20 protein-coding genes are annotated in these 25,497 nt (G+C 55.0%); 15 read left to right on the top strand and 5 right to left on the bottom strand.

What is annotated here, in order from left to right; genetic code table 11:
• Positions 1-2: 2 nt before the first annotated feature.
• From ACR0IO_RS12705 to ACR0IO_RS12675, 7 genes are all read left to right on the top strand, one after another.
• Positions 3-773, top strand: coding sequence for an enoyl-CoA hydratase-related protein (locus tag ACR0IO_RS12705; RefSeq protein ID WP_480741993.1), 771 nt, complete (start codon positions 3-5; stop codon positions 771-773).
• A 424-nt stretch (positions 774-1,197) separates the two neighbouring features.
• Entirely contained in the window at positions 1,198-2,292 is a 1,095-nt protein-coding gene (locus ACR0IO_RS12700; protein ID WP_480741992.1) for a LacI family DNA-binding transcriptional regulator, read from the top strand.
• A complete protein-coding gene (locus ACR0IO_RS12695) occupies positions 2,289-3,644 on the top strand; it encodes an ABC transporter substrate-binding protein (RefSeq protein ID WP_480741991.1) in 1,356 nt (451 codons plus the stop codon). The genes ACR0IO_RS12700 and ACR0IO_RS12695 overlap by 4 nt, the downstream gene beginning before the upstream one ends.
• Positions 3,645-3,701: 57 nt before the next feature.
• Entirely contained in the window at positions 3,702-4,934 is a 1,233-nt protein-coding gene (locus ACR0IO_RS12690) for a carbohydrate ABC transporter permease (RefSeq protein WP_480741990.1), read from the top strand.
• Positions 4,934-6,142, top strand: coding sequence for a carbohydrate ABC transporter permease (locus ACR0IO_RS12685; protein ID WP_480741989.1), 1,209 nt, complete (start codon positions 4,934-4,936; stop codon positions 6,140-6,142). Before ACR0IO_RS12690 ends, ACR0IO_RS12685 begins: the two co-directional genes overlap by 1 nt.
• Before the next feature lie 5 nt (positions 6,143-6,147).
• The gene (locus ACR0IO_RS12680; protein ID WP_480741988.1) at positions 6,148-7,395 is read left to right on the top strand and encodes an MGH1-like glycoside hydrolase domain-containing protein; all 1,248 of its coding nucleotides are present in this window, start codon (positions 6,148-6,150) and stop codon (positions 7,393-7,395) included.
• On the top strand, positions 7,395-8,450 hold the full coding sequence (locus ACR0IO_RS12675; protein ID WP_480741987.1) for an ABC transporter ATP-binding protein: 1,056 nt from the start codon (positions 7,395-7,397) through the stop codon (positions 8,448-8,450). Before ACR0IO_RS12680 ends, ACR0IO_RS12675 begins: the two co-directional genes overlap by 1 nt.
• A gap of 430 nt (positions 8,451-8,880) precedes the next feature.
• Here ACR0IO_RS12675 and ACR0IO_RS12670 read toward each other — a convergent pair whose 3' ends face one another.
• On the bottom strand, positions 8,881-10,257 hold the full coding sequence (locus tag ACR0IO_RS12670) for a DUF1963 domain-containing protein (RefSeq protein WP_480741986.1): 1,377 nt from the start codon (positions 10,255-10,257) through the stop codon (positions 8,881-8,883).
• Between the two features lie 299 nt (positions 10,258-10,556).
• Positions 10,557-11,525: a LysR family transcriptional regulator gene (locus ACR0IO_RS12665; protein ID WP_480741985.1), complete on the bottom strand. Its 969-nt coding sequence runs from the start codon at positions 11,523-11,525 to the stop codon at positions 10,557-10,559.
• A gap of 128 nt (positions 11,526-11,653) precedes the next feature.
• Here ACR0IO_RS12665 and ACR0IO_RS12660 point away from each other — a divergent pair, with 128 nt between their 5' ends.
• The 7 genes from ACR0IO_RS12660 (at position 11,654) to ACR0IO_RS12630 (ending at position 19,226) form a co-directional block, all read left to right on the top strand.
• Positions 11,654-12,661, top strand: a complete 1,008-nt coding sequence (locus ACR0IO_RS12660) for a TAXI family TRAP transporter solute-binding subunit (RefSeq protein ID WP_155148528.1) — start codon at positions 11,654-11,656, stop codon at positions 12,659-12,661.
• Between the two features lie 81 nt (positions 12,662-12,742).
• The gene (locus tag ACR0IO_RS12655; protein WP_480741984.1) at positions 12,743-14,956 is read left to right on the top strand and encodes a TRAP transporter permease; all 2,214 of its coding nucleotides are present in this window, start codon (positions 12,743-12,745) and stop codon (positions 14,954-14,956) included.
• Positions 14,957-14,960: 4 nt separating this feature from the next.
• Positions 14,961-16,199 (top strand): NAD(P)/FAD-dependent oxidoreductase, encoded by a 1,239-nt coding sequence (locus tag ACR0IO_RS12650; protein WP_480741983.1) that lies wholly within the window; start codon positions 14,961-14,963, stop codon positions 16,197-16,199.
• Between the two features lie 28 nt (positions 16,200-16,227).
• Positions 16,228-16,968 (top strand): aspartate/glutamate racemase family protein, encoded by a 741-nt coding sequence (locus tag ACR0IO_RS12645; RefSeq protein WP_155148524.1) that lies wholly within the window; start codon positions 16,228-16,230, stop codon positions 16,966-16,968.
• Between the two features lie 36 nt (positions 16,969-17,004).
• Positions 17,005-17,733 carry a TSUP family transporter gene (locus tag ACR0IO_RS12640; RefSeq protein WP_480741982.1) on the top strand — a complete coding sequence of 243 codons (729 nt, stop codon included), beginning with the start codon at positions 17,005-17,007 and terminating at the stop codon, positions 17,731-17,733.
• A 61-nt stretch (positions 17,734-17,794) separates the two neighbouring features.
• Positions 17,795-18,766, top strand: a complete 972-nt coding sequence (locus ACR0IO_RS12635) for a D-cysteine desulfhydrase family protein (RefSeq protein WP_480741981.1) — start codon at positions 17,795-17,797, stop codon at positions 18,764-18,766.
• A gap of 115 nt (positions 18,767-18,881) precedes the next feature.
• On the top strand, positions 18,882-19,226 hold the full coding sequence (locus ACR0IO_RS12630) for a RidA family protein (RefSeq protein ID WP_480741980.1): 345 nt from the start codon (positions 18,882-18,884) through the stop codon (positions 19,224-19,226).
• 381 nt (positions 19,227-19,607) lie between these two features.
• Here the strand turns inward: ACR0IO_RS12630 and ACR0IO_RS12625 are convergent, their stop codons facing one another.
• The 3 genes from ACR0IO_RS12625 to ACR0IO_RS12615 all read right to left on the bottom strand — a co-directional run bounded on the left by ACR0IO_RS12625 (position 19,608) and on the right by ACR0IO_RS12615 (position 23,649).
• A complete protein-coding gene (locus tag ACR0IO_RS12625; protein ID WP_480741979.1) occupies positions 19,608-20,717 on the bottom strand; it encodes a DUF4172 domain-containing protein in 1,110 nt (369 codons plus the stop codon).
• A gap of 486 nt (positions 20,718-21,203) precedes the next feature.
• The gene (locus tag ACR0IO_RS12620; RefSeq protein WP_480741978.1) at positions 21,204-22,271 is read right to left on the bottom strand and encodes a ParB/RepB/Spo0J family partition protein; all 1,068 of its coding nucleotides are present in this window, start codon (positions 22,269-22,271) and stop codon (positions 21,204-21,206) included.
• Complete coding sequence (locus ACR0IO_RS12615) at positions 22,264-23,649, bottom strand: AAA family ATPase (RefSeq protein WP_209016298.1); 1,386 nt, start codon at positions 23,647-23,649, stop codon at positions 22,264-22,266. Before ACR0IO_RS12615 ends, ACR0IO_RS12620 begins: the two co-directional genes overlap by 8 nt.
• A 581-nt stretch (positions 23,650-24,230) precedes the next feature.
• Here ACR0IO_RS12615 and ACR0IO_RS12610 point away from each other — a divergent pair.
• On the top strand, positions 24,231-25,490 hold the full coding sequence (locus ACR0IO_RS12610; RefSeq protein ID WP_480741977.1) for a replication initiation protein: 1,260 nt from the start codon (positions 24,231-24,233) through the stop codon (positions 25,488-25,490).
• The last annotated feature ends 7 nt before the right edge of the window (positions 25,491-25,497 follow it).

The raw sequence follows: 25,497 nt of genomic DNA, 5'->3' as shown, positions 1-25,497 counted from the left end.
CTATGTTTGAGACAATCGAATCATCCACACAGGGGCGGGTCGCAACGATCCGCTTCAATCGGCCGGGCCAACTCAACGCCCTGAACACACAAGTGATGGAAGAGGTGCTCGCTGCTGCATCCGGTTTTGAGGCTAACCCGGACATCGGTTGCCTGATCCTGACCGGCAATGACCGCGCCTTTGCGGCTGGCGCAGACATCGGTGAACTGGCAGTTCAAACCTATTCTACGATGCAATCCAGCGATTTCTTCGCAGGTTGGGACCGTTTTGCGGCGCTTCGTATTCCTAAGATTGCGTCCGTCAATGGCTATGCCCTGGGCGGTGGATGCGAGGTTGCGCTTATGTGCGATCTGGTCTTCGCCTCGGAGACAGCAAAATTCGGGCAACCCGAAATCAAGATCGGCTGCATTCCGGGTATTGGTGGCACACAGCGCCTAACCCGTTTGATTGGGCGCGTTCGCGCGATGGATATGATCCTGACCGGGCGCATGATCGATGCGCACGAAGCCCTGCAGATAGGTCTGGTCAGCCGGATGGTACCCTCTGATGACCTCGCAGATATCGCAATGGAAACAGCACAGATGATCGCGGGATATGCCCCCGACATCACCCAGATGGCACGTTCATGCGTGAATATGGCCGAGCAGAGCACGCTGGACACCGGAATACGGCACGAACGCCAAACCTATCACGCGCTCTATGGTCTGCCTGCTCAAAAGGAAGGCATGGCAGCATTTCTGGAGAAACGATCACCGAAGTTTCATCCTGACTGAGCCAAGTCATCACGTTCATTCCCGGTTTTGAGATGAGATAGACTTGGTTCAGTTGCGGTCTCTTGCGAACGATGGCCTGTTTAGTCGAATACAGATGATCCGAAAAGGATCAGCTCGGCGACGGAGACGGGCCATTCAAACAGCATGCTCAGTTAACCGACTAAGCAGCGCAAGTTTCGAGCCGCGCTCATTCTTCCAAAAATTCGCGACTGAGACTCTGTAATGCGCAGATAGCGGGCTTTGTAGCTTTATTGCCGGGCTATCGAATGGCGCGCACCTCCAAGCGACCAGGGTGTTGCAGGCAGTAAGATGAGATTTTTTTGTTGCCGAAACCGATTTCGGAGAACCAAATAATGGAATGATAACGAATCCCAGTCTACCGAAGCGCCAATCATTACTCCGTCGCGATCCCTCATCCGGAAGGGTGAAACTGGACGAGCTGGCCGATCACCTCGGTCTTTCAAAGAGCACCGTGTCGCGCGCTTTGAACGGGTATTCCGACATCTCAGAGTCCACCAGAAAACGGGTCGAAACTACTGCAAGGAAGATGGGCTATCGCCCTCTCAGCCACGCGCAGGCGATCCGCACAGGGAAAGTGCGTGCAATTGCGATGGTCATTAACAGTGGGGAACCGGACCGGCATAATCCGTTTCTGCAGGACTTTCTAGCGGGCGCTTGTGAAGGTGCCAGCGCATTCGATTGGACTATGACTATCTCAACGGCCAAGTCCGAAAAGGATATGCTCAACGTTTTGGAGCGCCTTGTGGAAGAGCGCAAAGCGGATGGATTTATTCTGCCCAGGACGGAAGTCGATGACCCTCGTATCAAGTATCTAAGAGCGTTGAATGTTCCATTCATACTCTATGGTCGAACAGGATACGGGCAGGCAGAAACTTACAGCGATACATCTTGGTTTGATATCTCGGGTGAGACGGCAATCTGTAGCGCCGTCAGCCGTTTGAGCGGCTTTGGCCATCGTCGCATCGGCTTTGTCGGCAGCGATCCGAAATTCAACTACAGCCACCTTCGACGCGATGGCTATCTCGAAGGTCTGAGGGCCGCTGGCCTGCCTATCGATCCTGAACTGATCCGCGAGGGCGCGCGCACCCGTGATGAAGGGGCAGTCCAGGCGCGAGCTTTGCTGGAGATGGAGAAACCACCAACCGGGATCGTCTTTGCGACTGATCTGGCGGCATTGGGATCATACACTGTTTGCGCCGAGTTTGGCCTGCAAATCGGTCAGGATGTATCGATCCTTGGGTATGACGGCATACCCGAAAGCCAATACGTCAGCCCGGGTCTTACGACATTCAGCGTCGATTCACAGCGTGCTGGCGAACGCCTTGCTGAAATGCTCATACGGCAAACCCGTGGAGAAGCACCGGAAAGCCTGCGTGAGCTGGGCGAAGCCGTTCTTTTGGAACGGGAATCTGATGGACCACCGCGCCTGACACCTGAAGAGCTGGCGCAAAAAATTACACAATTCAGAAATGGAAATCGGGGAGGAGACCGATCATGAAACTTACACCAAAGGCATCTCGACTGATGCTTGGCACATCGCTGGCGCTGGCCTTGGCAGCCGTGTCAGCACAGGCAGATACAATTCGTTTCTGGACAACTGAGGAGCAACCAGAGCGGCTCGCGAAGCAGCAGGAAATGGCGGACCAGTTTAAAGCGGAAACCGGCACCACCGTTGAGGTGATCCCGGTCACCGAGACCGATCTGGGCACGCGAGCGACCGCAGCCTTCGCTGCAGGCGACCTGCCAGATGTGGTCTATCATCCGTTGCAATATGCCCTGCCTTGGGCCGAAGCAGGCATCCTTGACACCGAAGCCGCGACCGAGGTGATCGAGGAATTGGGCGCGGACACATTTGCACCCGGTGCGCTGGGGATGGCGGCCTTTAATGGCGAAACGGCCTCGGTTCCGGTTGATGGCTGGACCCAGATGGTCGTTTACCGCAAAGACCTGTTTGACGAGGCAGGATTGGAAGCGCCGAGTTCTTTCGACAACGTATTGGCCGCGCTGGAAAAACTGCACAACCCGCCTGAAATGTATGGCTTCGTTGCGGCGACCAAAGTGGATGAGAACTTCATGAGCCAGGTGTTGGAGCATGTGTTCCTCGCCAATGGCGTCTCGCCCGTTGGCGCAGATGGTTTCCAGCCTCTGGATGAGGCCAAAACAACCGAAGTTCTCGATTTCTACAAAGCAATCTCAAAAGCGTCGCCTCCGGGTGAGCTGTACTGGAAGCAGTCGCGCGAGCTGTATTTCGACGGTAAAGCCGCAATGATCATCTGGTCGCCCTTCATTCTGGATGAACTGGCCGGATTGCGGGACAGCGCTCCGCCAACAATTAGCGACGATCCGACCTCAAGCGAATTGGCGAGCAAGACTGGAATCGTCACCAATTTCTCTGGCCCGTCCAACCCGGATGGCGCCGCCTGGGGTGATGTGCGGTATTTCGGCATTACCAACGATGCGGATACGGACGCCGCGATGGAATTCGTGAAATTTGCGATGGATGACGGGTACACACAAACTCTGGCGATTGCACCAGAGGGCAAGTTCCCTGTTCGTCGCGGCAACGCCGACAATCCGACAGCCTTTTCCGAAGCATGGGCCGAGCTGCCTGTAGGCGTTGACCGCAAGGCCCCCCTGGGTGAGCTTTATGACCAAGCGATGATCGACGAGATCGTGGGCGGTCTGGACGTTGCACAGCGCTGGGGCGTGGCCGAGGGTCAATTGGCGCTGGCGTCGAAGATGATCAACTCTCAGGCCATCAACCGCGTGGTCCGGCAGTATATCGACGATGAGATTGACGCGGCTGCCGCAGTTGCAGCCATGAACGAAGAGCTGGCCAAAGTTCAGTAATCAACCAGCACCTGCAGCGGCGTTCGCGCCGCTGCTCGCAACCCTTCGAGGTATCCCATGTCTTCGGCCACCCCACCGACCGGAACCGGGGCTCTTGCCAAACGCGAGGCGCGTCTGGCCTGGGCGCTGCTGGCTCCGACCGTGATCAGCGTGTCGCTTGTGGTGATCCTGCCCTTGCTGGCGATCATCTGGATCAGCTTCAAGCCGTTTACCCTGTCTGACCTGCGCCCGCCTGCTCCGGTTGTCCGTGAAAGCCTGCGCGGCTCTGGTGACGATCTGCGGATCGAATACCGTCTAAGGAACTCCAGCCAGGAAATCGCCATCGAAGGCGTGACCCTGACCGATGTGCTGCCCGATGGTGTTGCCGTGGGCGAAGTCACAGCGCCCTGCGTTCTGGACGGGAAGGATTTGTTCTGCGATTTTGGAACCTTGGACGGCGGTCAACGTGAGCGTGTTCGCATCCCGGTCATAATCGACGGCGATCCCGACGCATTCGAGGAAATTGTTGAAGACTCCGAACCGCGCCTCACCGGCAGTGGGCCGAACGTTCTGACCAACTTTGAATTCAGCCTCGAAAACTTTGCCCGTGTCTTTGATGGGTCGGAGTTCTGGGGCGTGCTCTGGGTCACGCTGTTCTACACAGTCTTCGGCACGATTGGCGCCTTGGTCATGGGCTTGTTCGCTGCTTTGCTATTGAACAAAAGCTTTAGGGGTCAGGGGTTCATTCGTGGCCTCTACCTGTTCCCCTATGTCGCCCCTGTCATCGCCGTCGCATTCACCTGGGTGACGCTTTTCGACCCTTTCTCGGGCTCGGCAAACGCCTTGTTGGTGCAGATGGGGCTGAGTAGCGAGCCGATCAACTTCTTCGGTGAACGACCACTGGCGTTGATCATGGTCACCGTGTTCGAAATCTGGCGCTATTTCCCGCTGTCTTTCCTGTTCATTCTGGCGCGAATGCAGTCTATCGATTCCAGCATGTACGAGGCCGCCGATATGGACGGGGCCTCTCCGTTCCAGAAGTTCTGGCTGTTGAGCATCCCACAATTGTTGGGCATTCTGTCGGTCTTGTTCCTGTTGCGCTTCATTTGGACGTTCAACAAGTTCGACGACATTTTCCTGCTGACCGGCGGCAATGCCGGCACCCGCACGCTGACCGTCAACGTCTATGAGCAGGCCTTTGCGATCTCGAACATCGGTGCCGGTGCGGCGGTAGCCGTCGTGATCCTCGTGTGCCTGATCGCCTTCAGCTTCGTCTTCTTCCGCTTCATCAGCCGTGAGGAGGGTCTGTGATGCGCAAAGGGTATCTTACTGCCCCAGTTCTGGGCGCGCTGTGGCTTGTTGTGGTCGCCACCACCGTAGCCATCACCATGTCGTTTTCAACCGGGGCCGCTTTTCGCCCGCAAGTTCTGCTCTGCCTGATCTGGGGCGCGATTGCCGGGTTGGTCTATGTCCGATTTCCTGCGCAGCGTGCTCCGGCCCGCCTTGGCATATCGGCGTTGCTGGGCCTGTCCGGGTTGACCGGGTTTGGCCCGGTTCTGATCGGCTCGGACACATCCCTGCAGGCTGTTGTGGTCACAGTTGTCGCCATGGCCGTCGTCATGCACCTTTCCTTGGCGGCGATCCTGAAAGAAACGCCATTCGGAGAGCTCACGCGCCATGAATACGAAGAGGCAGTGATCCGTTTCTGCACTGGGTTTGGCTATATCTTCTTCACGGCAATCGTCGTGATCCCGTTCTACGTGATGGTCATGACCAGCCTGAAATCTCAACAGGCATTGTTGCAGAACCCGTTGGACTTTTCGGTCGACCTGTCTCAGGGCACCGAACTGTTCCGCAGCTACACCGAACTGTTCCGTGACTTCAATTTCGGGACCTACCTATGGACCTCGCTTTATGTCTCGGTCCTGACCGTATTCATCACGCTACTGTTTAGCGTACCAGGCGCATACGCGGTGGCGCGGTTCCAGTTTCAGGGTCAAAAGGCGTTCTCGCGTTCGATCCTGTTGATCTACATGGTGCCGATGATCGTTCTGGCACTCCCGATCTATATCGCCTTTTCGCTGACCGGGCTGCGCAACTCGATCCTCGGCATCGTGATGATCTATCCGGTCACCACGATCCCGGTGGCACTGTATATGCTGCAAGGTTATTTCCGGGGTCTGCCGACCGAGGTGGAGGAGGCCGGATTGATGGACGGTCTGTCGCGTCTGGCGGTGATCTGGAAGATCACCCTGCCCCTCAGCCTGCCGGCACTGGCATCGGTCTCACTTTATGTCTTTATGATCGCTTGGAATGAATTCCTGCTGGCCTTCATGCTGCTGGATGACCCGTCGAAATTCACTCTGACCCGAGGGGTCACGATGCTGAACTCCTCAGAAATTCCCCGTCAGCACCTGATGGCCGGTGCCGTGATCGCCACCGTTCCGATCATGGCGCTGTTCCTGGGGCTTGAACGTTTCATGACCAAGGGCCTCACAGCGGGGTCTGTCAAAGGATGACACAGATGAACCAACATACGAACCCCGACCGCGAAGCGCGCAATATCCTGATTGCCAACGATCGCGGCGGCTACACCATCCCGACCGAAGGGCTGTATCCATACCAATGGAACTGGGACAGCGCGATTGCAGCACTTGGCTTTGCCCAATTCGACCTTGACCGCGCCTGGACTGAGATCGAGACGCTGTTCACCGGGCAATGGGCAGATGGCATGGTTCCGCATATCCTTTTCCACCAGCAGGATGAAGGGTATTTCCCCGGTCCCGATGTTTGGGGATGCAATGGCCCGATCCCGTCTTCGGGCATCATCCAACCCCCCATTGCTGCGACCATGGCACGTAAAATCTGGGAACAGGATACCGCGTTTGGGGATGCTCGCATGAAGGAGCTATTCCCTAAATTGTTGGCGTGGCATCGTTGGATCATGAAATGGCGCCTTGATGATTTCGGTGCCGTGTGCACGACCCATCCGTGGGAGGCGGGTCGCGACAACGCCCCTGATTGGGACAACTCCATGGCGCGCATGGATGCGTCGGATGTTGGGGAATACCAGCGCCGCGACACCAGCCACGTGAACAGCGACGACCGGCCTACAAAGTTCGATTACGACCGATACATCAAGCTGGTTCAGATCGGCAGAGATGCGGGATGGGACCAGCAAGCCCTGTTGTCCCTGAACCCGTTCCGCGTCGCCGATCCCACTATGACGTTCACCACTCTTCGTGCTGCACGGGACTTGCTGATGATCAGCGAGAAGCTCGGACTGAAGGCCGAGTGCCTGAGTGAGGATATTGAAAAGCTGGAATCCGGCGCGCGCTCGCTTTGGAACGAGGACCTAGGGAGCTTCGACTCCCGTGACGCGCATACCGGAGAGATGGCCGACAGTATTTCCAACGCGTCATACTTGTGTTGGTACGCTGGCATGGAGTCTGATCGGATGCTTAAGGGATTGAAATCAGTTCTGGAAACTGTGCCTTACCCCGTCCCAAGCTATGATCCGGATATGCCGAAATTCGACGCACGTCGGTACTGGCGAGGCCCGACCTGGGCGTTCATGAACATGATGATCGGGTTTGGCCTGGCGGATATGGGGCATGCACAACAGGCAGAACAGCTGCGCCAGAAAACTGCCGAACTGATATCCGGTTATGGGTTCGCAGAATACTTCGACCCAAAAACCGGCAGCCCTGCGGGTGGCCAGGCATTCACGTGGACAGCCGCTGTCTGGCTTCACTGGGCAGGGAGGGCCTGATGGGTAGCATCGAACTAAAGTCAGTCGAAAAATGGTTCGGCTCGGCGCAGGTCATCAAGGGCGTAGATCTCAAGATCGAGGAAGGTGAGTTCATTGTCTTCGTCGGCCCGTCCGGCTGCGGAAAGTCTACCTTGCTGCGTATGATTGGTGGGCTCGAGGACATCTCGCGCGGGTCTTTGTTGATCAATGACAGCGATGTCACGGATCATCCGCCCTCAAAACGCGGGCTGACGATGGTGTTCCAATCCTATGCGCTTTACCCGCACCTGACGGTTGCTGAGAACATGGGGTTCTCGCTGAAAGTTGCGGGTGTTCCCAAGGTCGAGATAGCCGAACAGGTCAACCGGGCCGCCGAAGTTCTCAAACTGGGACCGTTCCTTGAGCGCAGACCAAAGGACCTGTCTGGCGGTCAGCGGCAGCGGGTGGCAATCGGAAGATCCATCGTACGTGATCCGACGGCGTTCCTGTTCGATGAGCCGCTTTCAAACCTCGATGCAGCGCTTCGGGTTGAGATGCGGTATGAGATCGCCAAACTTCACCAAAGCCTCAAGCGTACGATGATCTATGTCACGCATGATCAGGTTGAGGCAATGACACTCGCCGACCGGATTGTGGTGCTGGAATACGGGAAGATTGCACAGGTCGGTACGCCACGAGAGCTTTACGAGCGCCCTGCCAATCTGTTCGTGGCCCAATTCATCGGCAGTCCAAAGATGAATATCCTGCCCTGCACGACTGAAGGCGGCACTTACAAGCTGGAGCACGGTCGTAGCGGTGGGTTTGATCTATCCGGAAACGCAACCAAACTCGGCGTGCGGCCTGAGCATATTGAGGTAGTCGCAGCTGGTGATGGTCAAAGCGATGGTATCATTGAGGTAATCGAATATTTGGGCGCAGATACTTTCCTAATCGTTGATAGTGGCGGCGAAGAAAAAGTTACGGTCCGCCTAAATGGAGATACGGATCTTGAGCCCGGGGCTAAGATCGGACTGCATTTCCCGCCTGAAAAACTGCACTACTTTGATGAAAACGGGCAGGCTTTGGGGGCGAGTTAATGCCGTTGCCAATCCATCTTGAGAGATCATGTCGAAAAAGATGCTCTGGCTCCTCTTCTTGAGGAACTCAGAGCATTCCTCGGATTTGATCATGAACATCAAATATAGGATTCGCACTACGAAGCAGGCGTGCATATCTTTCCCGTTCCGACCAATGTAGGCACTACTGAATGGCCGGTATGGCGAAACGCAGCATTTGCACCGCTCAATATCCGCTCAGGGTTCAAAGGGTCTGTTCAGGCTCGCCCCAGAGAGCGGCGGCAGGATCTCATTTTGACAAACGTCGCACGGTCAAGACACGTCCGCTTTTCGGTTCATATTTCATTTAGTTCGGCAAAGATCGAATGGGCAATGCCTTAGGGTCTGTGTACTGCGAATTCAGGTCGAGGCCGCAATTCGGCAGAGTCTCATTGAGAAGACCGATACCTTTCTAAACATTCGTGTGATGGTACATCTTTGTCTTTGACCAATCCCCGGCGGTCAGCGCTTCGATCGGAGTCCAGATCGAAAACCCATCTTGGTGTTCACTCTCGGTGCCGAGATAATAATCAGCTTTGATATCCAGCACACATTGGACACTGCGAAAGTCCAGGATCGAAGTCGTTTTTGGAAGTTTCTGGCCAAAAAGCCTATGTCCGCGCCAGGCGCTAATGTGCTTGCTCACAAAGTCGTGGAAACACTCAGGCAGGTCAGACAGCTTTTCCTCAAGTGTCACATCTCTTTCCAGAAGCAAGCTATGAACTATATTTGATTGATGATCGCGGTTGAGCGAAGCGATACCGTATTTGGCATTCGCAGGCAGATTTGCCACAAGGTCCATCCGTGCAGACATCAGGCGTTGTAAGGCTTCCTGATCTACGGCGTCGCTTGGATCGTGGTTTTTCGCAAGCTTTCGAAACGCTGCAATCTCTTTCTGCAAGGGCGACAACAGGTTCGAGACCTGCCGGTAGAATCTTGTTCTTTCCAGTATCTCTGGGTTGCCGCGCGCTGCAGGCCATTCACTCCGTTTCATTCGACGCAGGTCGCTCAGATGCCTGTTTCGGTCACCCCGATGGCTCCGGATTGAATAGGATGCAGCGTCCAGCTCTGCCAAAGCGAGGCCCCAGTTCGTGATCCATTCGTGAGGTTCCTCTTCACCCAATATTCCGGGCGGAGTCGCTTCGGCGCTGTCTAGATAAGGAATCAGCTCAAAATGCCACTTTGGAAACACAGCCTTTCTTCGATAATGGAAAGTGGCCTCCAGATCATCTGGCTCTGACCGTTCCCGCAACTGACTATGCTCTGGAAAGATCGTGATCAAATGGCCCAGATCGCCTCGGAAATTGGCAAAAACCACCATCGTGCCGGCCTCGGGAAGCCCGGGTATTCTTTGCGCAGTCTCCGGTTCCGGGGGGAATTCGCCGAGATCTATCTGGGCTACAAAATTCATCGCCTGACCCGCTGTGTTCCTCGGCCATTCAAAATCAGCGGGAAGTGCGGGCCGTCCTCCGAACCAAGAGTTCGGCGGAGGCGTATCTGCATAGGGCGACACCAACCGAATGGCCCAACCCGGTATTTCAGCTGGTCTCGTCGCATGACCTTCCAGCTCTTCCATGACTGCTCCGATTTCCTGGGAATCGACACCAGAAAGCATCTCATCAACAGTCATGTCAGTTCGTGGTTTCTCAGGTTCATCAGGGCGTTTCGATGAGGGGCTGCCCAGATCCCAGGGCTCTTTAGCCATCAGCGCAACGAAAGTTGCGAAAATGCCGCCCAGCAACAGCAGAAAATGGGTCATGCTCAGCGGCGTCTTTGCTACCTGGAGCATCCAGAAAAGAGTACCAAAGCAGTAGATTATTGCGCAAATAGCGGCGATCTTTATCAGGGGTCTCAATACAAATCCTAATTCTTTGTTTTCAATAAAGATTAATGCACAAACGCAGAACCGCAACACCCTTAAGGCACCGAGTAGCCTTAGCTTTTAAGGTCATCAACGGAGTGCTGCAGTTCATGAGGTTCGGTGCTGCAAACGCGACTGGCCCATAGATGACATTCTTTGGCCCGCCAAAGTCGATTCTAAGCGAACCTTCTTCCCCGGCAATTTTCAGTTTGAAGAGCCAAAGTTGCTTAACTCTGCTCGCTTCCCGTTTCATCTATCCCAACTGCATGAGGTTTGGCCTTCACCCCTTTCAACATCTTTAGCACTTCGGCTTTCCAACCTGCTTTGATCTTCAAAGCCAATTGAGACGGTGGACGGTGATCGGGCTCGAGAAGCGCGTATTCGTATCTTAGTGGTTTCTCAAAGGGTAAAAACGCGACCTTTCCGTTTGACAGATTTAGTTCTTGTTCAGTCGCTACGGTCAACGGGTCCACGATCGAATAACACTGACCAGAACTCACGAATGGTATCAAAGGCAGAAAGTACTGGCAGGTCACCGTTGGATTATAGTCAGCGGAAACATCCTCAAACTCTTGTCTAATTTTGCGCTGGAATGGATGCGTGGCATGCAACCCTCCCATGGGAGCCCCGTCGAGGTCGGAAATGCTTATGATCTTGCGGGAAGCAAGCGGGCTATCACTGTCAACGGCACAAAAACAGTCTGCCCGGATCAGTTCGGTGGAATACTGGGGCTCTTTCCCTGCTGAATGCTCGAAATCCGCAAAGCCGAAATCAATATTCTGGGTCCCCGCAAGCTCCATAATCTGAGGAGAACTGCGCGTGGACAATGTGATACGTATCTCGGGATTCTCACCAACTGACTGGCTAATAAAACGCGGGAACAAGAAGGCGGATGGGCCAGGCATTGTAGCGATATTGAGGCTGCCGGAATGCCCCTTGATCAATCCTTCCATTGTGCTGGAAATTGCCGAAAGGCGGTCCAGAATACCTGTGGTTTCAGCTAAAAGGTAATGCGCCTCAGGTACGGGCACCAATCGTCGTCCCTTGCGCTCGAACAGGGTCAGCCCCAGCGCCTTTTCAAGGTTCTTCAATGCAAGGCTGATCGCGGGCTGAGTGCGGTTCAGTTTCTTGGCGGTCTGCGAGATGGAGCCGGTTTCCATCACCTCGCGAAATACGGTGAGCTGTGTCAGGTTCATACTCAATACATAAGCGAAACCTTAGTTTTGTGAAATATAACAAATTTGTATTTATGATAATTCTCACTAGGCTTTCAGGATCGAAGTTCGGATCAACCGAATCCAACGAACCAACGACGGAGACTACAATGAAATTTGTGAAGTGTTTGACAGGCCTTGCATTGGCTGGCGCCTTAGCCGCACCCGCGCTGGCGCAGGACCCGACGTTTTTCCGCATCGGCACCGGTGGTGCTGGCGGAACCTATTTCCCCATTGGCGGCACCATCGCAAACGGTATCTCCGCCCCTCCGGGGTCGCGTCCGTGTGAAGAGGGCGGACAGTGCGGTGTTCCGGGTCTGATCGCGATTGCGCAATCAACCACCGCGTCAGTCTTTAACAATGCCGCCGTTCAAAACGGCGAGTTGGAGGCTGGCCTGGCCGCAGCCGACGTCACGCGCTCGATGTATCTGGGTGAAGGCAAGTTTGAGGGCAAACCTCACCCCAACCTGCGCATCGTGGCCAACCTGTTCCCCGAAGACCTGCATCTTGTTCTGCCAGCCGGAGCAACAATTAACGATCTGAGCGATCTGGAAGGCAAGCGTGTTGGTATCGCGCAGGCTGGTTCCGGCACACAGGTTGCCGTGCTGCAGATGCTGGACGCCTGGGGCGTCAACCGTGACAACATGGACGAAGCCGAGCTGAACAACAGCCAGAGCGCCGAGCGACTGGCCGACGGTCAGCTGGACGCCTATTTCTATGCTGCGGGCTGGCCGGTTGCCGCGATGGTGCAGCTGTCCTCGACCAAGGGCATGAACCTGCATTCCTTCTCGGACGAGGATCTTGCGAAGATCAATGAGATCATCCCGGCCTATATCCCCTCGGCCATTCCGGGCGGTGTCTATGAAGGGATCGACGCCGAGACCAAAACCCCCGCGGTCAGCGCGATGCTGGTTGTATCCTCAGATTTGTCTGACGAACTGGTCTATGAGCTGACCAAAGCCCTGTGGAATGACAACACCCGCAAGCTGCTGGATAACGGCCATGCTAAGGGCAAGCAGATCACTGCTGAGACAGCGCTGGACGGTGTCGAGGCGCTGGGTGTTCCACTGCATCCGGGCGCTGAGAAGTTCTATAAAGAAGCCGGACTTCTTCAGTAATTCAGCCTTACACAGCTTAAACGTCCGGTGTCCCTTTTGGGGCACCGGGTACTCTAAATACGCGTAATCAGGGGGGCCATCATGTCCGAGACACAGAAACTTGATGACCACGAGCTGACAGCCGAAGAACTGGCTGCCATCGAAGAACAATTCGACGAAGGTGCCGCCGTCCGGCAGGTTACACCGACGACCGGCAAGGTTCTGCGTGTCGTTGCCCTGATCTTTGCATTCTATGAATTCTTCACCGCCGGGTTCGGCCTTCCAGCTGATCACTGGCACATGGGCATCTACCTGGCCCTGCTGTTCATTCTGGTCTACGCGACAATCCCGATTATCGGGGCCAAAAGCCTCTATGCGCTTAAGGTCAGCCGGTTCCGCATCGGCAACATCCCTCTTTACGATCTGGTCTTTATGGCACTGGGGATCGTTGCAGCGCTGTATGTTGGCGTTGCATGGCGCGGCATTCCGTTTCTGGGGATCGAGGAACAGACGTTCCGCATGGGTAACCCCAACACCTATGACGTGGTTTTGGGCGTGGTCATCATCCTGCTGGTGCTGGACATCGCGCGCCGCACGTTGGGTTGGGTTCTGCCGCTGATCATCTGTGTCTTCATCTCATATGCCCTGTTGGGTCCGTATTTCCCCGGCTTGCTGCAACATCCCGGTGTGAACTTCAAAACCTTCGTGTCGTCGATGTATTTCCCGCAAGAGGGCATCTACGGCGTCACCCTTTGGGTTGTTTCGACCATCGTGTTCCACTTCGTGTTGTTCGGCGTGATCGCGCAGCGCACGGGGTTGGGACAGCTTTTCATCGACAACGCAACGATTTTGGCGGGCCGTTATACCGGCGGTCCGGCAAAAGTGTCGGTGGTATCCTCGGCCTTCTTCGGCACGATCTCGGGTTCTTCGGTGGCCAACACCGTTTCGACCGGCGCGCTGACAATTCCCAACATGAAGCGCCTCGGATACCCCGGCCATTTTGCGGGCGGGGTCGAGGCTGCGTCGTCGGCCGGTGGGCAGATCACTCCGCCGATCATGGGGGCGGCCGCCTTCATCATGGCCGAGTTCCTCGAGGTTCCCTACACCACCATCGTAATCGCGGCGATCTTCCCGGCTATACTGCACTATGTCGGCGTTTTTGCTGTGGTGCACTTGATGGCGCGCAAGCTGAACCTGAAAGGTCTGGCCAAAGACCAACTGCCGCAGCTCAAGGCTGTCTGGGCAGAGGGTTGGGCCAATATTGTGCCTCTGATCGGATTGCTGGTGGTTTTGTTCACTGGCTACACACCCTTCATGTCGGCCTTCTGCGGCATATCGCTGGCGGTGATCGCGGGCATGTCGCGCATCAAGCAACCGCCAACACTGATCTATGCGGCGGCGTTCCTTGCTTTCGTGCTTTGGAAGTTCTCTGATGGCGGATTCGATCTGACCATGACGGCCATTCTTTGCGGCCTGTCAGTGATCGCTACACTGAACCCCCAGAAACGGATCGAAGTGCCCGAGATGCTGCAGGCGGTCGAACTGGGCGTAAAGTACTCGCTGGCCGTGGGTGCTGCGGCTGCTGCGGTAGGTATCGTGGTGGGTGTGATCAACACAACCGGTATCGGGTTCCGCATCGGGTTCATGGTGACGCAGGGCGCAGGCAATCTGGCGTCGGATCTGTACAACATGATCTCGTTCGGCAGCTTCCAGCTATTTGCGATGGAAGACCTGCAATTGTTCATCTCACTGGTCTTCATTGCTGTTGTCTGCATCCTGATGGGCGCAGGCATCCCGACAACTGCGCTGTACATCATGCTGGTATCCGTTGCGCAGCCCGCACTTGCCCAGCTTGGTGTCCCGCCCATCGCCAGCCACCTGTTTGTGCTCTACTACGGCGTGGTGTCCGAGATCACACCGCCGGTCTGTACATCGGCCTATGCGGCCGCAGCGATTGCCAACTCGAACCCGTTCCGAACCGGGTTATCGGCCTTCACCCTTGGGCTGGGCAAAGTCATCGCCCCGATGGCCTTTGTCTATGCACCGGTCTTGCTGTTCGTCTCCTCAACCGGGTTCAATCTGTGGGAGTTCACCTATACCGCAACAAGCTGTATCGCCGGTGTTATCGCCCTGTCGGCCGCTGTCGTGGGCTATTGGCTGAAACCGATGAATATTGCAGGTCGGGTTCTGATGGCTATCGCGGGGATCATCTTCGTTGCGCCAAGTCTGACAGCGGACCTGATCGCTCTGGCCGTGGCCTCTCCGGTCATTATCACCCAGTTGATCGCGCGCAGCCGCAGTCAATCTCCGGCCTGATGCGATGACGGAACAAGTGACCATCATCGGCGCTGGGATCGTCGGAATTTGCTGTGCCCTGTCACTGCAGGAACGCGGCATCCCGGTTCGGCTGATCGACCGAGGTGAACCCGGGCAGGAAACTTCGTTCGGGAATGCTGGTGTAGTATCGCCGTGGTCGATCATTCCCCAGGCAGTTCCAGGCATTTGGAAAAAACTTCCTCAAATGCTGCTGGATCCCAAAAGCGCGCTATCGGTCCGGGCGTCATTCTGGCCCAAGATGATCCCATGGGGGATGCGTTTTCTTGGCAAGTCCGACGAGGCGTCTGTGCGCGAAGTCTCGGATGCGATGGAGATTTTATGCCGTCCGTCCATCGATCTTTATCGTCGTCATCTGCAAGGCACTGGGCATGAAGACCTGATCGCCGACAGCTACTACATCCACGCGTTCCGCAACCCGGAGGAGGCGGACCTGGATGGGCTTGGTTATCTAATCCGCCGAGAAAAGGGAGGTGAATTGGAGCGTGTCGACGGCACTGAGTTAAGACGCCTGGAGCCCGCTCTGTCTGAAGAATTCAAAGCCGCAATTGTGATCAAGGGACAGGCGCGCGCAATTTCTCCGGGTCGTTTGGGTGCGGTTCTGGCCGAAAAAGCACGTGCGCAAGGGGCCGAATTCGTGCGATCCGAAGTCACCAAGCTGACACGCAACGAAGAAGGCAACTGGCAGCTCGCCACGTTGCAAAACACGCTGCACGCGCGCCAGGTTGTTCTGGCGGCCGGCGTTTGGTCTGCTGACCTTCTGAGACCCCTCGGTTTATCTGTGCCGCTCGTTGCCGAGCGGGGCTACCATGTTGAATTCCCAAGCCCTTCAGCTGTGTTGAACAATTCAATCATGGATGTGGATGCAAAGGTCGTCGCGAGCTCAATGCAAGGCGGTCTAAGGGTCGCTGGCACGGCCGAATTTGGCAGTGTCGATGCCCCAGCCGATCCGCGCAAAGAAAAGATACTGATCGATCAGGCCAAATCTTTGGTGCCGGATCTCAATACCGAAGAAGCACAGTTCTGGATGGGACGGCGCCCCTCTTTTCCCGATAGCCTGCCAGCAATAGGACCGCTCGATGGCAAAGACGGGCTCTACGCTGCGTTCGGGCATTCTCATTACGGCCTGATGATGGCGCCAAAGACCGGAGAGCTTGTGGCGGATCTCATGTCCGATCGCAGCCCAAATATCAATCTGGACCCATTCTTGCTGGCCCGTTTCTAAATCTTCAATTCGAAAGGATCTTTGCATCATGCCAATCTACGAAGGCGGCCAGAATATCTGCGGGGCTTCGATCGGGGTTTTGTGCCTTGAGAGCTATTTCCCGAAACCGCCCGGGCATATCAAGAATCCGTCCAGTCTGCCATTTCCGGTGCTCTATGAAATGATCGACGGAATTACGGTCCCGACACTGCTGAACAACCCGACGCCTGAGTTGCTCGCCCCCTTTATTGAGGGCGCAAGACGGCTTGAGGCAGAGGGCGTTCGGGCCATCACTGGAAGCTGCGGTTTTCTGGCCTTGTTTCAAAAGGAACTGGCCGCAGCGGTTTCCATTCCCGTCTTCGCGTCCAGTTTGATCCAGGTGCCACTGGCCTTTCACATGACCGGAGCGAATGCCCCGGTAGGCGTGCTAACCGCAGATGCATCAGCACTGACACCGAGGCATTTCGAAGGTGTCGGGGCTGCTGGTATTCCTGTCGCGGTGCAAGGGTTGGAGGATACCAGCGAATTCGCTGAGGTTATCCTGAGGAACACGCGGACCCGCATGGACACTGATCTGATCGAGGCCGAAGTTCTAGAGGCCGCGCGGCGACTGAAACACCAAACACCTGAAATACGGTCTCTGGTGCTGGAGTGTACTGATTTGCCGCCATATGCCGCGCGCCTTCAGGAAGAGCTTCAGCTTCCAGTCTTCGATTTGACGACGCTGGCGCAGATGGCACATACCGTTGCGACGCGCCAAGCCTATACCGGCATCATGCCTTGGGCGTAACGAGACATCAGAATCGCGCGGGACGTGGGGGGGTTAGTGTCCGTTGACTTTGCCATCCTGATGGCTGCCATCGGACTTGGCGCAATGCTGCAAGTCGGCGTTGGAATCGGGTTTAGCATCATTGCGGGGCCGCCGATGATGATCCTGCTTGGGACTTCGACAGCAGTTCCCGTATTGCTACTGTTGAACACGCTTGTTTCAGCAGTAGCAACGGACAGGCACGTGCTCAGGTCCGACAGACAGACAATTCGCACGGCAATTTTAGGATGCCTCGCCGGAGTCATTGCTGGGCTCGCAATCTACCCCTTGTTGAGTGAGGCGTTTGTTCTGGCATTGACGGCCAGCCTGTTGCTGATCGGGCTTATTACGACCTTGCTGCCCTTGCGGCGTTCAATTGGAACAGCGGGATTTTCAACCGTCTCTGGATTGTCTGGGCTGGCAACCGTTTGGGCGGCGACGCCCGGTCCCCTGATGGTTTTCGGATTGATTGCGAAAGGCCGCTCAGCCAATGAGGTTGCAAAGCTGGTGCAACCCATTGCGCTTGTGGCGTACGGCATCGCGTTCCTGTTGCATAGCCTGTCTCAGGCACAGGCGTTCACTATTGGACCACAACTATGGGTCTTCGTCGCACTCACACTGATTGGTGGCCTTCTCGGTCGCGTCATAGGCCCTTATTTGGCACAATCGCTAGTCACTGCAGCTATCCGCGTGGTTTCTTTGATAGCCTGCGGTGTTCTCTTTCATCGCGCATTTACGATCGCGTAAAATCGAAGGGCAGACGATGACACAAAGAAATAACTTGGACAGATTTCCGCGAGCCCAGCTCATGTCTGGTGCAACACCTTTGGAACGGTTGGAAAGATTGTCTTTGGAGTTGGGGATAGACCTTTGGCTTAAACGCGATGATCTGACCGGTCTGGGGTTCGGTGGAAACAAAACGCGGCAGCTCGAGTTCTATTTTGGGGACGCCCTTCAGCAAGGTGCCGATACCATTTTGATTACCGGTGCAGTTCAGTCCAACTTCGTACGGTCCGCGGCAGCCGCTGCCGCCAAATTGGGAATGCAGTCCGTACTGCAACTGGAAGAGCGTGTGCCGGATATGGGCGAGGAATATTACAGTTCCGGGAATGTTTTGTTGGCTCAGATTCTAGGCGCTGAACATATGAGCTATCCTGAGGGTGAGGACGAAACAGGCGCGGATGCTGCGTTGCACGCGCGCGCCGACGAACTGAAAGCTCAGGGGCGCAAACCATATGTCATACACTTGGGATTGAACCACCCACCCTTAGGTGCCTTGGGCTATGTCGTTGCCGGACAGGAATTGTCCCGGCAGATGCAGGATATTGATGCCGTCGTCGTCCCGTCTGGTAGCGGAGCCACACATGGAGGCTTGTTGACAGGGATAGCCTTAGAAGAAAACGATGCCTCCGTTTTTGGGGTCTGCGTGCGCCGGGATCGCGAAAAACAACAGGCCCGAATGAATACCGTTCTGCAGAAACTGGCGGATTTGCTGGATATCAACGCAGCACCCCTGCAGGACCGGATAAACGTTCTGGATGAGGCGCTGCCCCCGGGGTATGGCAAACTAAGTGGAATGACCCACGCGGCTCTAAAAAAGATGGCGCGCACAGAAGGAATATTCCTCGACCCAGTCTATTCCGCAAAAACCTTTGCGGGGTTGTTGCATCTGGTGACCGTAGGTGAAATCCAACCCGGGCAAAAAGTCGTCATGTTACACACTGGCGGGTTGCCTGCGCTCTTTGGGTACCAAAACGAGCTGACAAACGACCAACCATAAAACCAGCCAACACTGTCCCGAAATCCCTGCAAGACGCAATAAATCTTATCTGCCAATCGCCATTTGGCATCACACAATATCACTCAAGCTTCCCAAAACTGGAAGGGTACAAAACATGACTATAACTCGGATCGAAACCGGCCAGCGCATGAGTCGGATCGTCAAACACAACGGCGTAGCTTATCTTTGCGGCCAGACCTCGGACGCAGCTACAGTATCCGAGCAAACGCGCGATATCCTGGCCAAAGTTGAAGACCTGCTGATCAAAGCCGGCAGTGACAAGACCCGTATTCTTAAATGTGAAATCTGGCTGGCCGACATGGCTGATTTTGCCGAGATGAATGCTGTTTGGGATGCTTGGGTGCCCGAAGGCCATGCTCCAGCCCGGGCATGCGGGGAGTCTAAGCTTGCACGCGACGTATTGAAGGTAGAAATGATTGTCACGGCGGCCTATGACTAAACCTCTATCAGGCAGAGCCAGTAAGATTGGTGAAGTGCTTTATGAGGTATGGCAGGCATAAGCCCTCGGGTTTGCTCTGTTGGTAGCAGAGTTTTATTGCCTGCCGACTAAATGCGGCCCCAACAGCGCTCAAGCCGAGTGAGAGGCTCTTTTCAAGGGTATCCTGAGCTTAGCACTGAGTCCTCACGCAATTCAGCCTTTAGTGGCTGTTTTCGGTCATGAACGTATGGTGTTGAGTGCTTGCTTTGAAGGCCATGTATGGATGTTGGCATTGATGCAGCGAAGGCCTGCTCTCACCGCCCATAGCGCATTTAGGGGGCAGTTCTGTCGCTGACACGAGGCAATTATGTACAAAGTACGCTGGTGCCGTTTCTCAGCCCCCTACCCTTCCCGGTCTAGTTTTAGCCAATAGCGTGTATACCGGAGTTCACCCGTTCGGGTCAGAGCACCCTTCTCCACCAGATCCTGCAGATCGCGCGTCGCGGTAGCGCGCGACGTTCCGGTGATCGATATATAGTTCTCAGCGCTCAGCCCCCCATTGAACCCGTCCGGCCCAGCTTTGAACAAACGGGCTATTACCTTGTTTTGACGGGCGTTGAACTGATTACGATACCGGTCATAAAAATGCGTCTTGGAGATAAAGAAACCAACCCGGTCGAGAGTCACTTGCTGTGCTTTTAGGACGGTTTCGGCAAACCAGATGAGCCATGATGTGACGTCCAGCGTCTTTTGGTGGCGTTCGAGTTGGTCGTAGTAAGCCTTCCGCTCTCGCTCAATCGTGAAAGCCAGCGCAATCAGGCTTGGCTGACCAATATTCTGTGCCAGAGACTTTTCAGCCAACGCCCTGCCCAACCGGCCATTGCCGTCTTCAAAAGGGTGAATGCTCTCAAAATATAGGTGGCTCAACCCGGCGCGGATCAGTGCACGCAGTGGTTTGGGACCATCTGGTGCAGTGCGGTTGAACCAGTCTACGAACTGATCCATTTCAGTTGGAATACGATGTGAAGGTGGTGCTTCGAAATGCACCGTTGGGCGGTCTAATCGGCCTGATACGATTTGCATCGCATCCTCGTGGCTCCGGTAGGCTCCAATCGTCTCCAAGTGCTTGTCATACGAAAGCAACATGTCATGCCACCGAAACAGGGTGCTGTGTGACAGTGGTTCCGAATAGTTGGAGTAAACATCCACCATCATCTCAGAAACCCCTTGCTCACGAGGTTTGGATGGATAGCTGTCAGGGGTCAGTCCAAGATGCCGACGCAAGGATGATTGTACGCTAAGCCGATCCAACATCTCACCTTCGATCGCGCTGGTTTTCATCGCTTCTTCGCTCAGAAGGTCGATACGCAATTGATCTCGATCCGACGCGTTCACATGATGTACTGCGCCTATAACTTCTCCTGACGACAACAGGAACTGTTGTTCGTAAGGTTCAAGTCTTGCGGCGTCGTAACAAAATGTCGGCCAGTTTGGGTTCTGCCAGTTCCACATCGTGAGGTATAATAATCCACGCTATAACTCACTATTTATGTAATTATGATCCATAGAGGTCAATCCTATAGCTCATCTTCCCTATTACTGTTCGATCCAACCGTCCGCTAGAATGGGCAATCTGCGAACGCACTGCTCCTCTATGTTGAATAGAATCTGATGAGCATAGGAAGTCCGAGACAGCATTGCCTTTAGAGATGCTCTCTCTTTTCGAACCTGACCAGAAGAGAAAGCTAATAGGTCCTAGGAGACTTAGTGTTCTCCGCAGGTTGAAAAGTCTAGCGCAGTACATCGACCCTATCGACAGAGTGGTGACTGCATCTTTGTTAACTTTCTGTAAGTCGGGATCCCTGACCCATAATGCGCATTATTCGGTCACTTTGAGGATCACATGGAAAGCACATTTAAGGTACCCATTTCCGGGATGACCTGCAGCTGACCGTTTGAAGGACCGACCGCAGGCCATTATTGGGTTTCGCAACGAAACTAGTTCAGCTTTCGGGCGATTTCACCCAATAGCTTTTGAGCTTCTTCGACGGAAATCGACCGCCCTCGAATACGAATACGCAACTCATCTGAGGTCACTTCGGCGCGCATGTCACCTCCGCCCGACAACGCTTGTGAGGGAATGCGCTGGACCTGTTGTGGGCGACCGCCCTTGGCTTTGTCCTTGGATACCTCAGGAGCCTCTTTCAGCGCCGCCTCCAACAGCATCCACTCGGACTTCGGGTCTGCAATCGTCGCACCGGCCAAAGCTTCACGCAGTTTGCTTTGGGCACCATCACGCAAGGCCGCTGCCAGTTTCAGACCGGCTTTCTCGGTCAATGAAATCGGATGCTGCAACAAATCTCCAAGCGCCTCATGTACCACTGCGAAACTGCGCACTTTGGATCGCTTTGCTTTTGAGGCCGCTGCAAAGAGAACATCAACAGCGGCCTCGGTTGTTGGGAAGACCCCCTGCCCAGCTGCCAGAACGGCGATGCGTCCCCGCTCATACGGGCTGAGGTTTGCACGCAGTTCGTTCTCTTCAACCATTGAGACATATGCGCCCTGCCCTGTCCCAGCTTCGCGAACAAAGGCTGGGATCTCAGCAAAGCGCGGATCAGTTTCAGCGAGACGTCGAAACGCATCAAGGCGCCGGAACCCCGAAATCAGACCATAACCATCGTCCACTTTCGTGACTTCGATCGGCGTACGTAACCCGTGAACGCGTAGCGACTCCAGCAGTTCCGCCATCGCCTCTTCATCTTCGACCATCCGGTCACGGCGAATAAAGTCGGCGTCGATTTGCTCCAACGGCAGCATTTCGGCAACCAGACCGGCGTACTGCGCATCGCGCCAGCGCGCGGCATCACCCTGATCCTGCGCCAATGCGACCCGGTCTGTCACAGCGGCCATACCATTCAGAGATGCGGCTTCACCTGCCACCTTGGCAATCGGGGGTGTTGTCGACTTGGTTTCAAACGGGCTGATCGAGGGTTTCGTCGCGAAACCTGCCTCCATCTGTTCCAGTTCAGTCGTATCCGGGGCGATCAGTCTTCTGCGTTTAGCCATCTGCCTCTCCTCCCATCTGTGCATCGCGCCACCAACAACCGATCAGAACCTCTTTGAATTCCGCATAGGTCCGATCAAAGGTTTCTCGCCCGCGCACATAGGTGTCGCGGTTGAAATCGCGATAGTCTGCTTCGTAGATGCCGTTCACCTGCTCGCCAGCCTGCCCGACCAATGCCGTATAATCCTGCCGATAGGCATTCATGAAATCTCCGAAATACGCCTGGATTACGTTGGCCATGTCCGTCTGCTGGCTGGCATCGAACCGCGTGATTATCGCACGCACTACATCCCATTCGAACTTTAGTTCCGGTAAACCAGCCGCGCGTTGCGCTGCATTCTCTCCATCTTCGATGCTGGCGAAGGTGGTATAGAGCATGTCAAAGAACCGCCCCGTCGAGTCGAACTCAAGAAACGATGCCCCTAGCGGCACCAGCAAAATGTCCGCTGCTGCCAAAGCATTGATCGTTAGGTACCCAAGAGCAGGAGGCGTATCGAGGAAAACGATGTCGTAATCATTCAGCACACCTTCATCTTGCAGGAAGTTCGTCAAGCCATCCCACAGCGGCCAGCTGCGCAGCCCCATGCGCCAGACCGGGATCTGAAATTCAGCCCAGTAAAGGTTTAGCTGAGCGCCAATCAAATCAATATTGGGCCAATGGGTTTTCTGGATGACGTCGCCGGGAAGGGTAGTCAGTGCCTCCTGCAATGTCTCATCCAACGGAATCTCGGGCTGACCAGCGGCGGTCCGAACGCGGTTTTCCTCTTGCACAGCACGCGCATAATCCTTGGCGATCAGAGGGAAGACCGTCTGCCATTCATCTGCGACCCGTCCCCCAAGTATGGATGTCATAGAACCCTGGCTGTCGAGATCGATCACCAGAACCTTGTAGCCATCCAGCGCAGCGGACATAGCCAGATGTGCAGCTGTCGAGGTTTTGCCTACGCCGCCCTTGAAATTGGCGACAGCTACAACCTTGGCTGGCAAACCTTCAGGCCGATAAGGAAGATACTCTTTGGTGCTGACACCTTCGGCTGCAAAGTGGCGTCTGAGCGTCAGGACCTCTTCCAGCGTAAACCATTTGGAACCCGCTTCCCCTTCGCCTTGCGGCAAATCGGGATTTGCTTTCAGAACGCGGCGCAGATGTGCTGGCGCGACGGGGATAAGATACTTGGTGATTTCCCAGATTGAGAATCGGCGAAGGCGCTTTTCGCCGTCAGGGGCATAGCCGCGCCGGGCAAGATCTTCGCGCCCTTTGGCGCAGAAAGCTGCGGCTTTAGCGAATCGAGAAGTCCCGATAGGATCGGGTAACTTCGTCGCTGAAATCTCGGGATCGAGATTCAAATAGGGCGGCAGGGGAGGTTGGGTGCTTTTGTTCACTGTCGATGCCTCAGATAATGTTCGCCTTACCGGCGTATATCGGGCAATGTAGCGAACATTTCGTTTCGAAGCTATCCTAGAATGTAGAGTTTTCCACAGAAGAAGCGCCCTTAGCCAGGTTTCGCCACGAAACCATTCAAATAGATAAGAACACAAGCGAACAAATCGTTTATTATCTTTAGATAGTTTAGAATATTTAGCATGCTATTAGTTAACTAAAACAATTAGTTACACCAAATACGGTACCAAGATACGGTCTTAAGGGTACCTGAATACAGGATCAATGGTACCCGGATACAGGTGCTAGAGCGCCAGAATCCAGTAGCAAGGGTGCCGATTCGCAGGACATTGGAAATATTACCGTTTCAGGGTCTATTGTTGCGGTATCTGATCCGTTAGTCGAACCTGATTTGCGTGCTCGGACTCTTATTCAGGTCCCAGCCTGGGGATAACTCTGCCTCACTGACTCTTAGGTACCTGTTTGCGGGATTTGCTTCATCCTGTATTTGGGCACCCAAACAAGATTGATCCATGGGTACCTTTTGTGCCACAAATACCAAAACGAGCAGTCAGGCAGAATCATGCCAGATACACAATTGGACATGGACCACCTTTCCGGCGCATTGCGACGGGAAACGGTGAAGAAGAACGTTGCCGCGATTCACATCAGCGGCAAGCTTTCGTTGTTGCAGCGAAAGCTATCGAATGTGTTGCTACTCAATGCCTATGATGCGCTGACCTCTGCGACTACGCATACGATCGATGCCCGTACTCTGGCAATGATGGTCGGCTACAACTCGAATGATTTCGATACACTCCGTGCGAGCTTGCGAGCCCTGGCAGAAACCGTGGCCGAATGGGATATGCTCGACGAACAGGGCAGACAGGAATGGGGGGTGTCTTCGCTCCTTAGCTTTGCCAAGCTTAAGAATGGCGTGTGTGAATATGCGTATTCTCCGGCCTTGGCGCAAAAGCTGTATGACCCAAAGATCTACGCGCTCATCAATGTGCACATTCAGCGTAACTTCAGCTCCGGGCACGGGCTGGCCCTTTATGAAAACTGCTACCGGTTTGTCCGCACAGGCTCGACCGGATGGTGGGCGCTTGATGTGTTCCGCAAGTTGATGGGGGTGGATGGCAGTGACTACTACTCCAGCTTCAAACACCTCAATGCCAAGATCATCAAGACGGCAGTAGCCGAGGTGAACAAAAGTTCGGACATTCTGATCGAGCCTGAGTTCCGCAAGAAGGGCCGCAGTGTCACGGACATTCGTTTTAGGATCAAAGGCAATCCGCAAAAAGCGATGTTCGAGATTGATGACAGCGATGGCGTACGCACTCTGGATGTCTACAAGACGCTGCGCAAACAGGGTGTCTCGGATCGTCTGGCACGTCAATGGATCGCTGAGCATGGGGAAGACTATGTACAGCAAAAGCTAGACTATGTGACGGGGCAGGGGGACGTGAAATCGACGGTCGGGTATCTGTCGGCTGCTTTGCGTGACGACTATCAGGCGCCCGGGAAAGAAACACCACCAGAACCCAGCGCCGAAGCAATTGCTGCCGCGCGCCAGCGCGCTGAAGAAAAGGCGAAAGAAGATCAGGCCTTCGATGCGCGGGCGGCTGAAAGATCAGAACGGGCGCGTAAACTTTCGATCGTCGAGGAACTGGTTTCGCGGCGAAACCCCACGCAAAGGGACGCCGACAAGCGGCTGTTCATGGCGGGACTAAGTGATGAGCTGGATCGTGAACATTTTCGGGCGCATGGTTGGCGGTCCGGTTTGAACGCATCGGCGATATTTGGTTTTTGGGAAGAACTGGAACCGGACGCATTCCAGTAAAAGAAAC

The sequence above is a fragment of the Ruegeria sp. CE12 genome, assembly GCF_056537525.1.
This window is presented reverse-complemented; position numbering and strand designations above follow the sequence as displayed.

What these genes read in the sequence shown, in the direction of transcription:
- ACR0IO_RS12645 (WP_155148524.1), top strand. Translation starts at nt 16,228, where the DNA reads ATGCCAATCTACGAAGGCGGCCAGAATATCTGCGGGGCTTCGATCGGG.
- ACR0IO_RS12660 (WP_155148528.1), top strand. Translation starts at nt 11,654, where the DNA reads ATGAAATTTGTGAAGTGTTTGACAGGCCTTGCATTGGCTGGCGCCTTA.
- ACR0IO_RS12620 (WP_480741978.1), bottom strand. Translation starts at nt 22,271, where the DNA reads ATGGCTAAACGCAGAAGACTGATCGCCCCGGATACGACTGAACTGGAA.
- ACR0IO_RS12635 (WP_480741981.1), top strand. Translation starts at nt 17,795, where the DNA reads ATGTCTGGTGCAACACCTTTGGAACGGTTGGAAAGATTGTCTTTGGAG.
- ACR0IO_RS12630 (WP_480741980.1), top strand. Translation starts at nt 18,882, where the DNA reads ATGACTATAACTCGGATCGAAACCGGCCAGCGCATGAGTCGGATCGTC.
- ACR0IO_RS12610 (WP_480741977.1), top strand. Translation starts at nt 24,231, where the DNA reads ATGCCAGATACACAATTGGACATGGACCACCTTTCCGGCGCATTGCGA.
- ACR0IO_RS12650 (WP_480741983.1), top strand. Translation starts at nt 14,961, where the DNA reads ATGACGGAACAAGTGACCATCATCGGCGCTGGGATCGTCGGAATTTGC.
- ACR0IO_RS12675 (WP_480741987.1), top strand. Translation starts at nt 7,395, where the DNA reads ATGGGTAGCATCGAACTAAAGTCAGTCGAAAAATGGTTCGGCTCGGCG.
- ACR0IO_RS12670 (WP_480741986.1), bottom strand. Translation starts at nt 10,257, where the DNA reads ATGCTCCAGGTAGCAAAGACGCCGCTGAGCATGACCCATTTTCTGCTG.
- ACR0IO_RS12705 (WP_480741993.1), top strand. Translation starts at nt 3, where the DNA reads ATGTTTGAGACAATCGAATCATCCACACAGGGGCGGGTCGCAACGATC.
- ACR0IO_RS12625 (WP_480741979.1), bottom strand. Translation starts at nt 20,717, where the DNA reads ATGTGGAACTGGCAGAACCCAAACTGGCCGACATTTTGTTACGACGCC.
- ACR0IO_RS12690 (WP_480741990.1), top strand. Translation starts at nt 3,702, where the DNA reads ATGTCTTCGGCCACCCCACCGACCGGAACCGGGGCTCTTGCCAAACGC.
- ACR0IO_RS12685 (WP_480741989.1), top strand. Translation starts at nt 4,934, where the DNA reads ATGCGCAAAGGGTATCTTACTGCCCCAGTTCTGGGCGCGCTGTGGCTT.
- ACR0IO_RS12680 (WP_480741988.1), top strand. Translation starts at nt 6,148, where the DNA reads ATGAACCAACATACGAACCCCGACCGCGAAGCGCGCAATATCCTGATT.
- ACR0IO_RS12695 (WP_480741991.1), top strand. Translation starts at nt 2,289, where the DNA reads ATGAAACTTACACCAAAGGCATCTCGACTGATGCTTGGCACATCGCTG.
- ACR0IO_RS12665 (WP_480741985.1), bottom strand. Translation starts at nt 11,525, where the DNA reads ATGAACCTGACACAGCTCACCGTATTTCGCGAGGTGATGGAAACCGGC.
- ACR0IO_RS12655 (WP_480741984.1), top strand. Translation starts at nt 12,743, where the DNA reads ATGTCCGAGACACAGAAACTTGATGACCACGAGCTGACAGCCGAAGAA.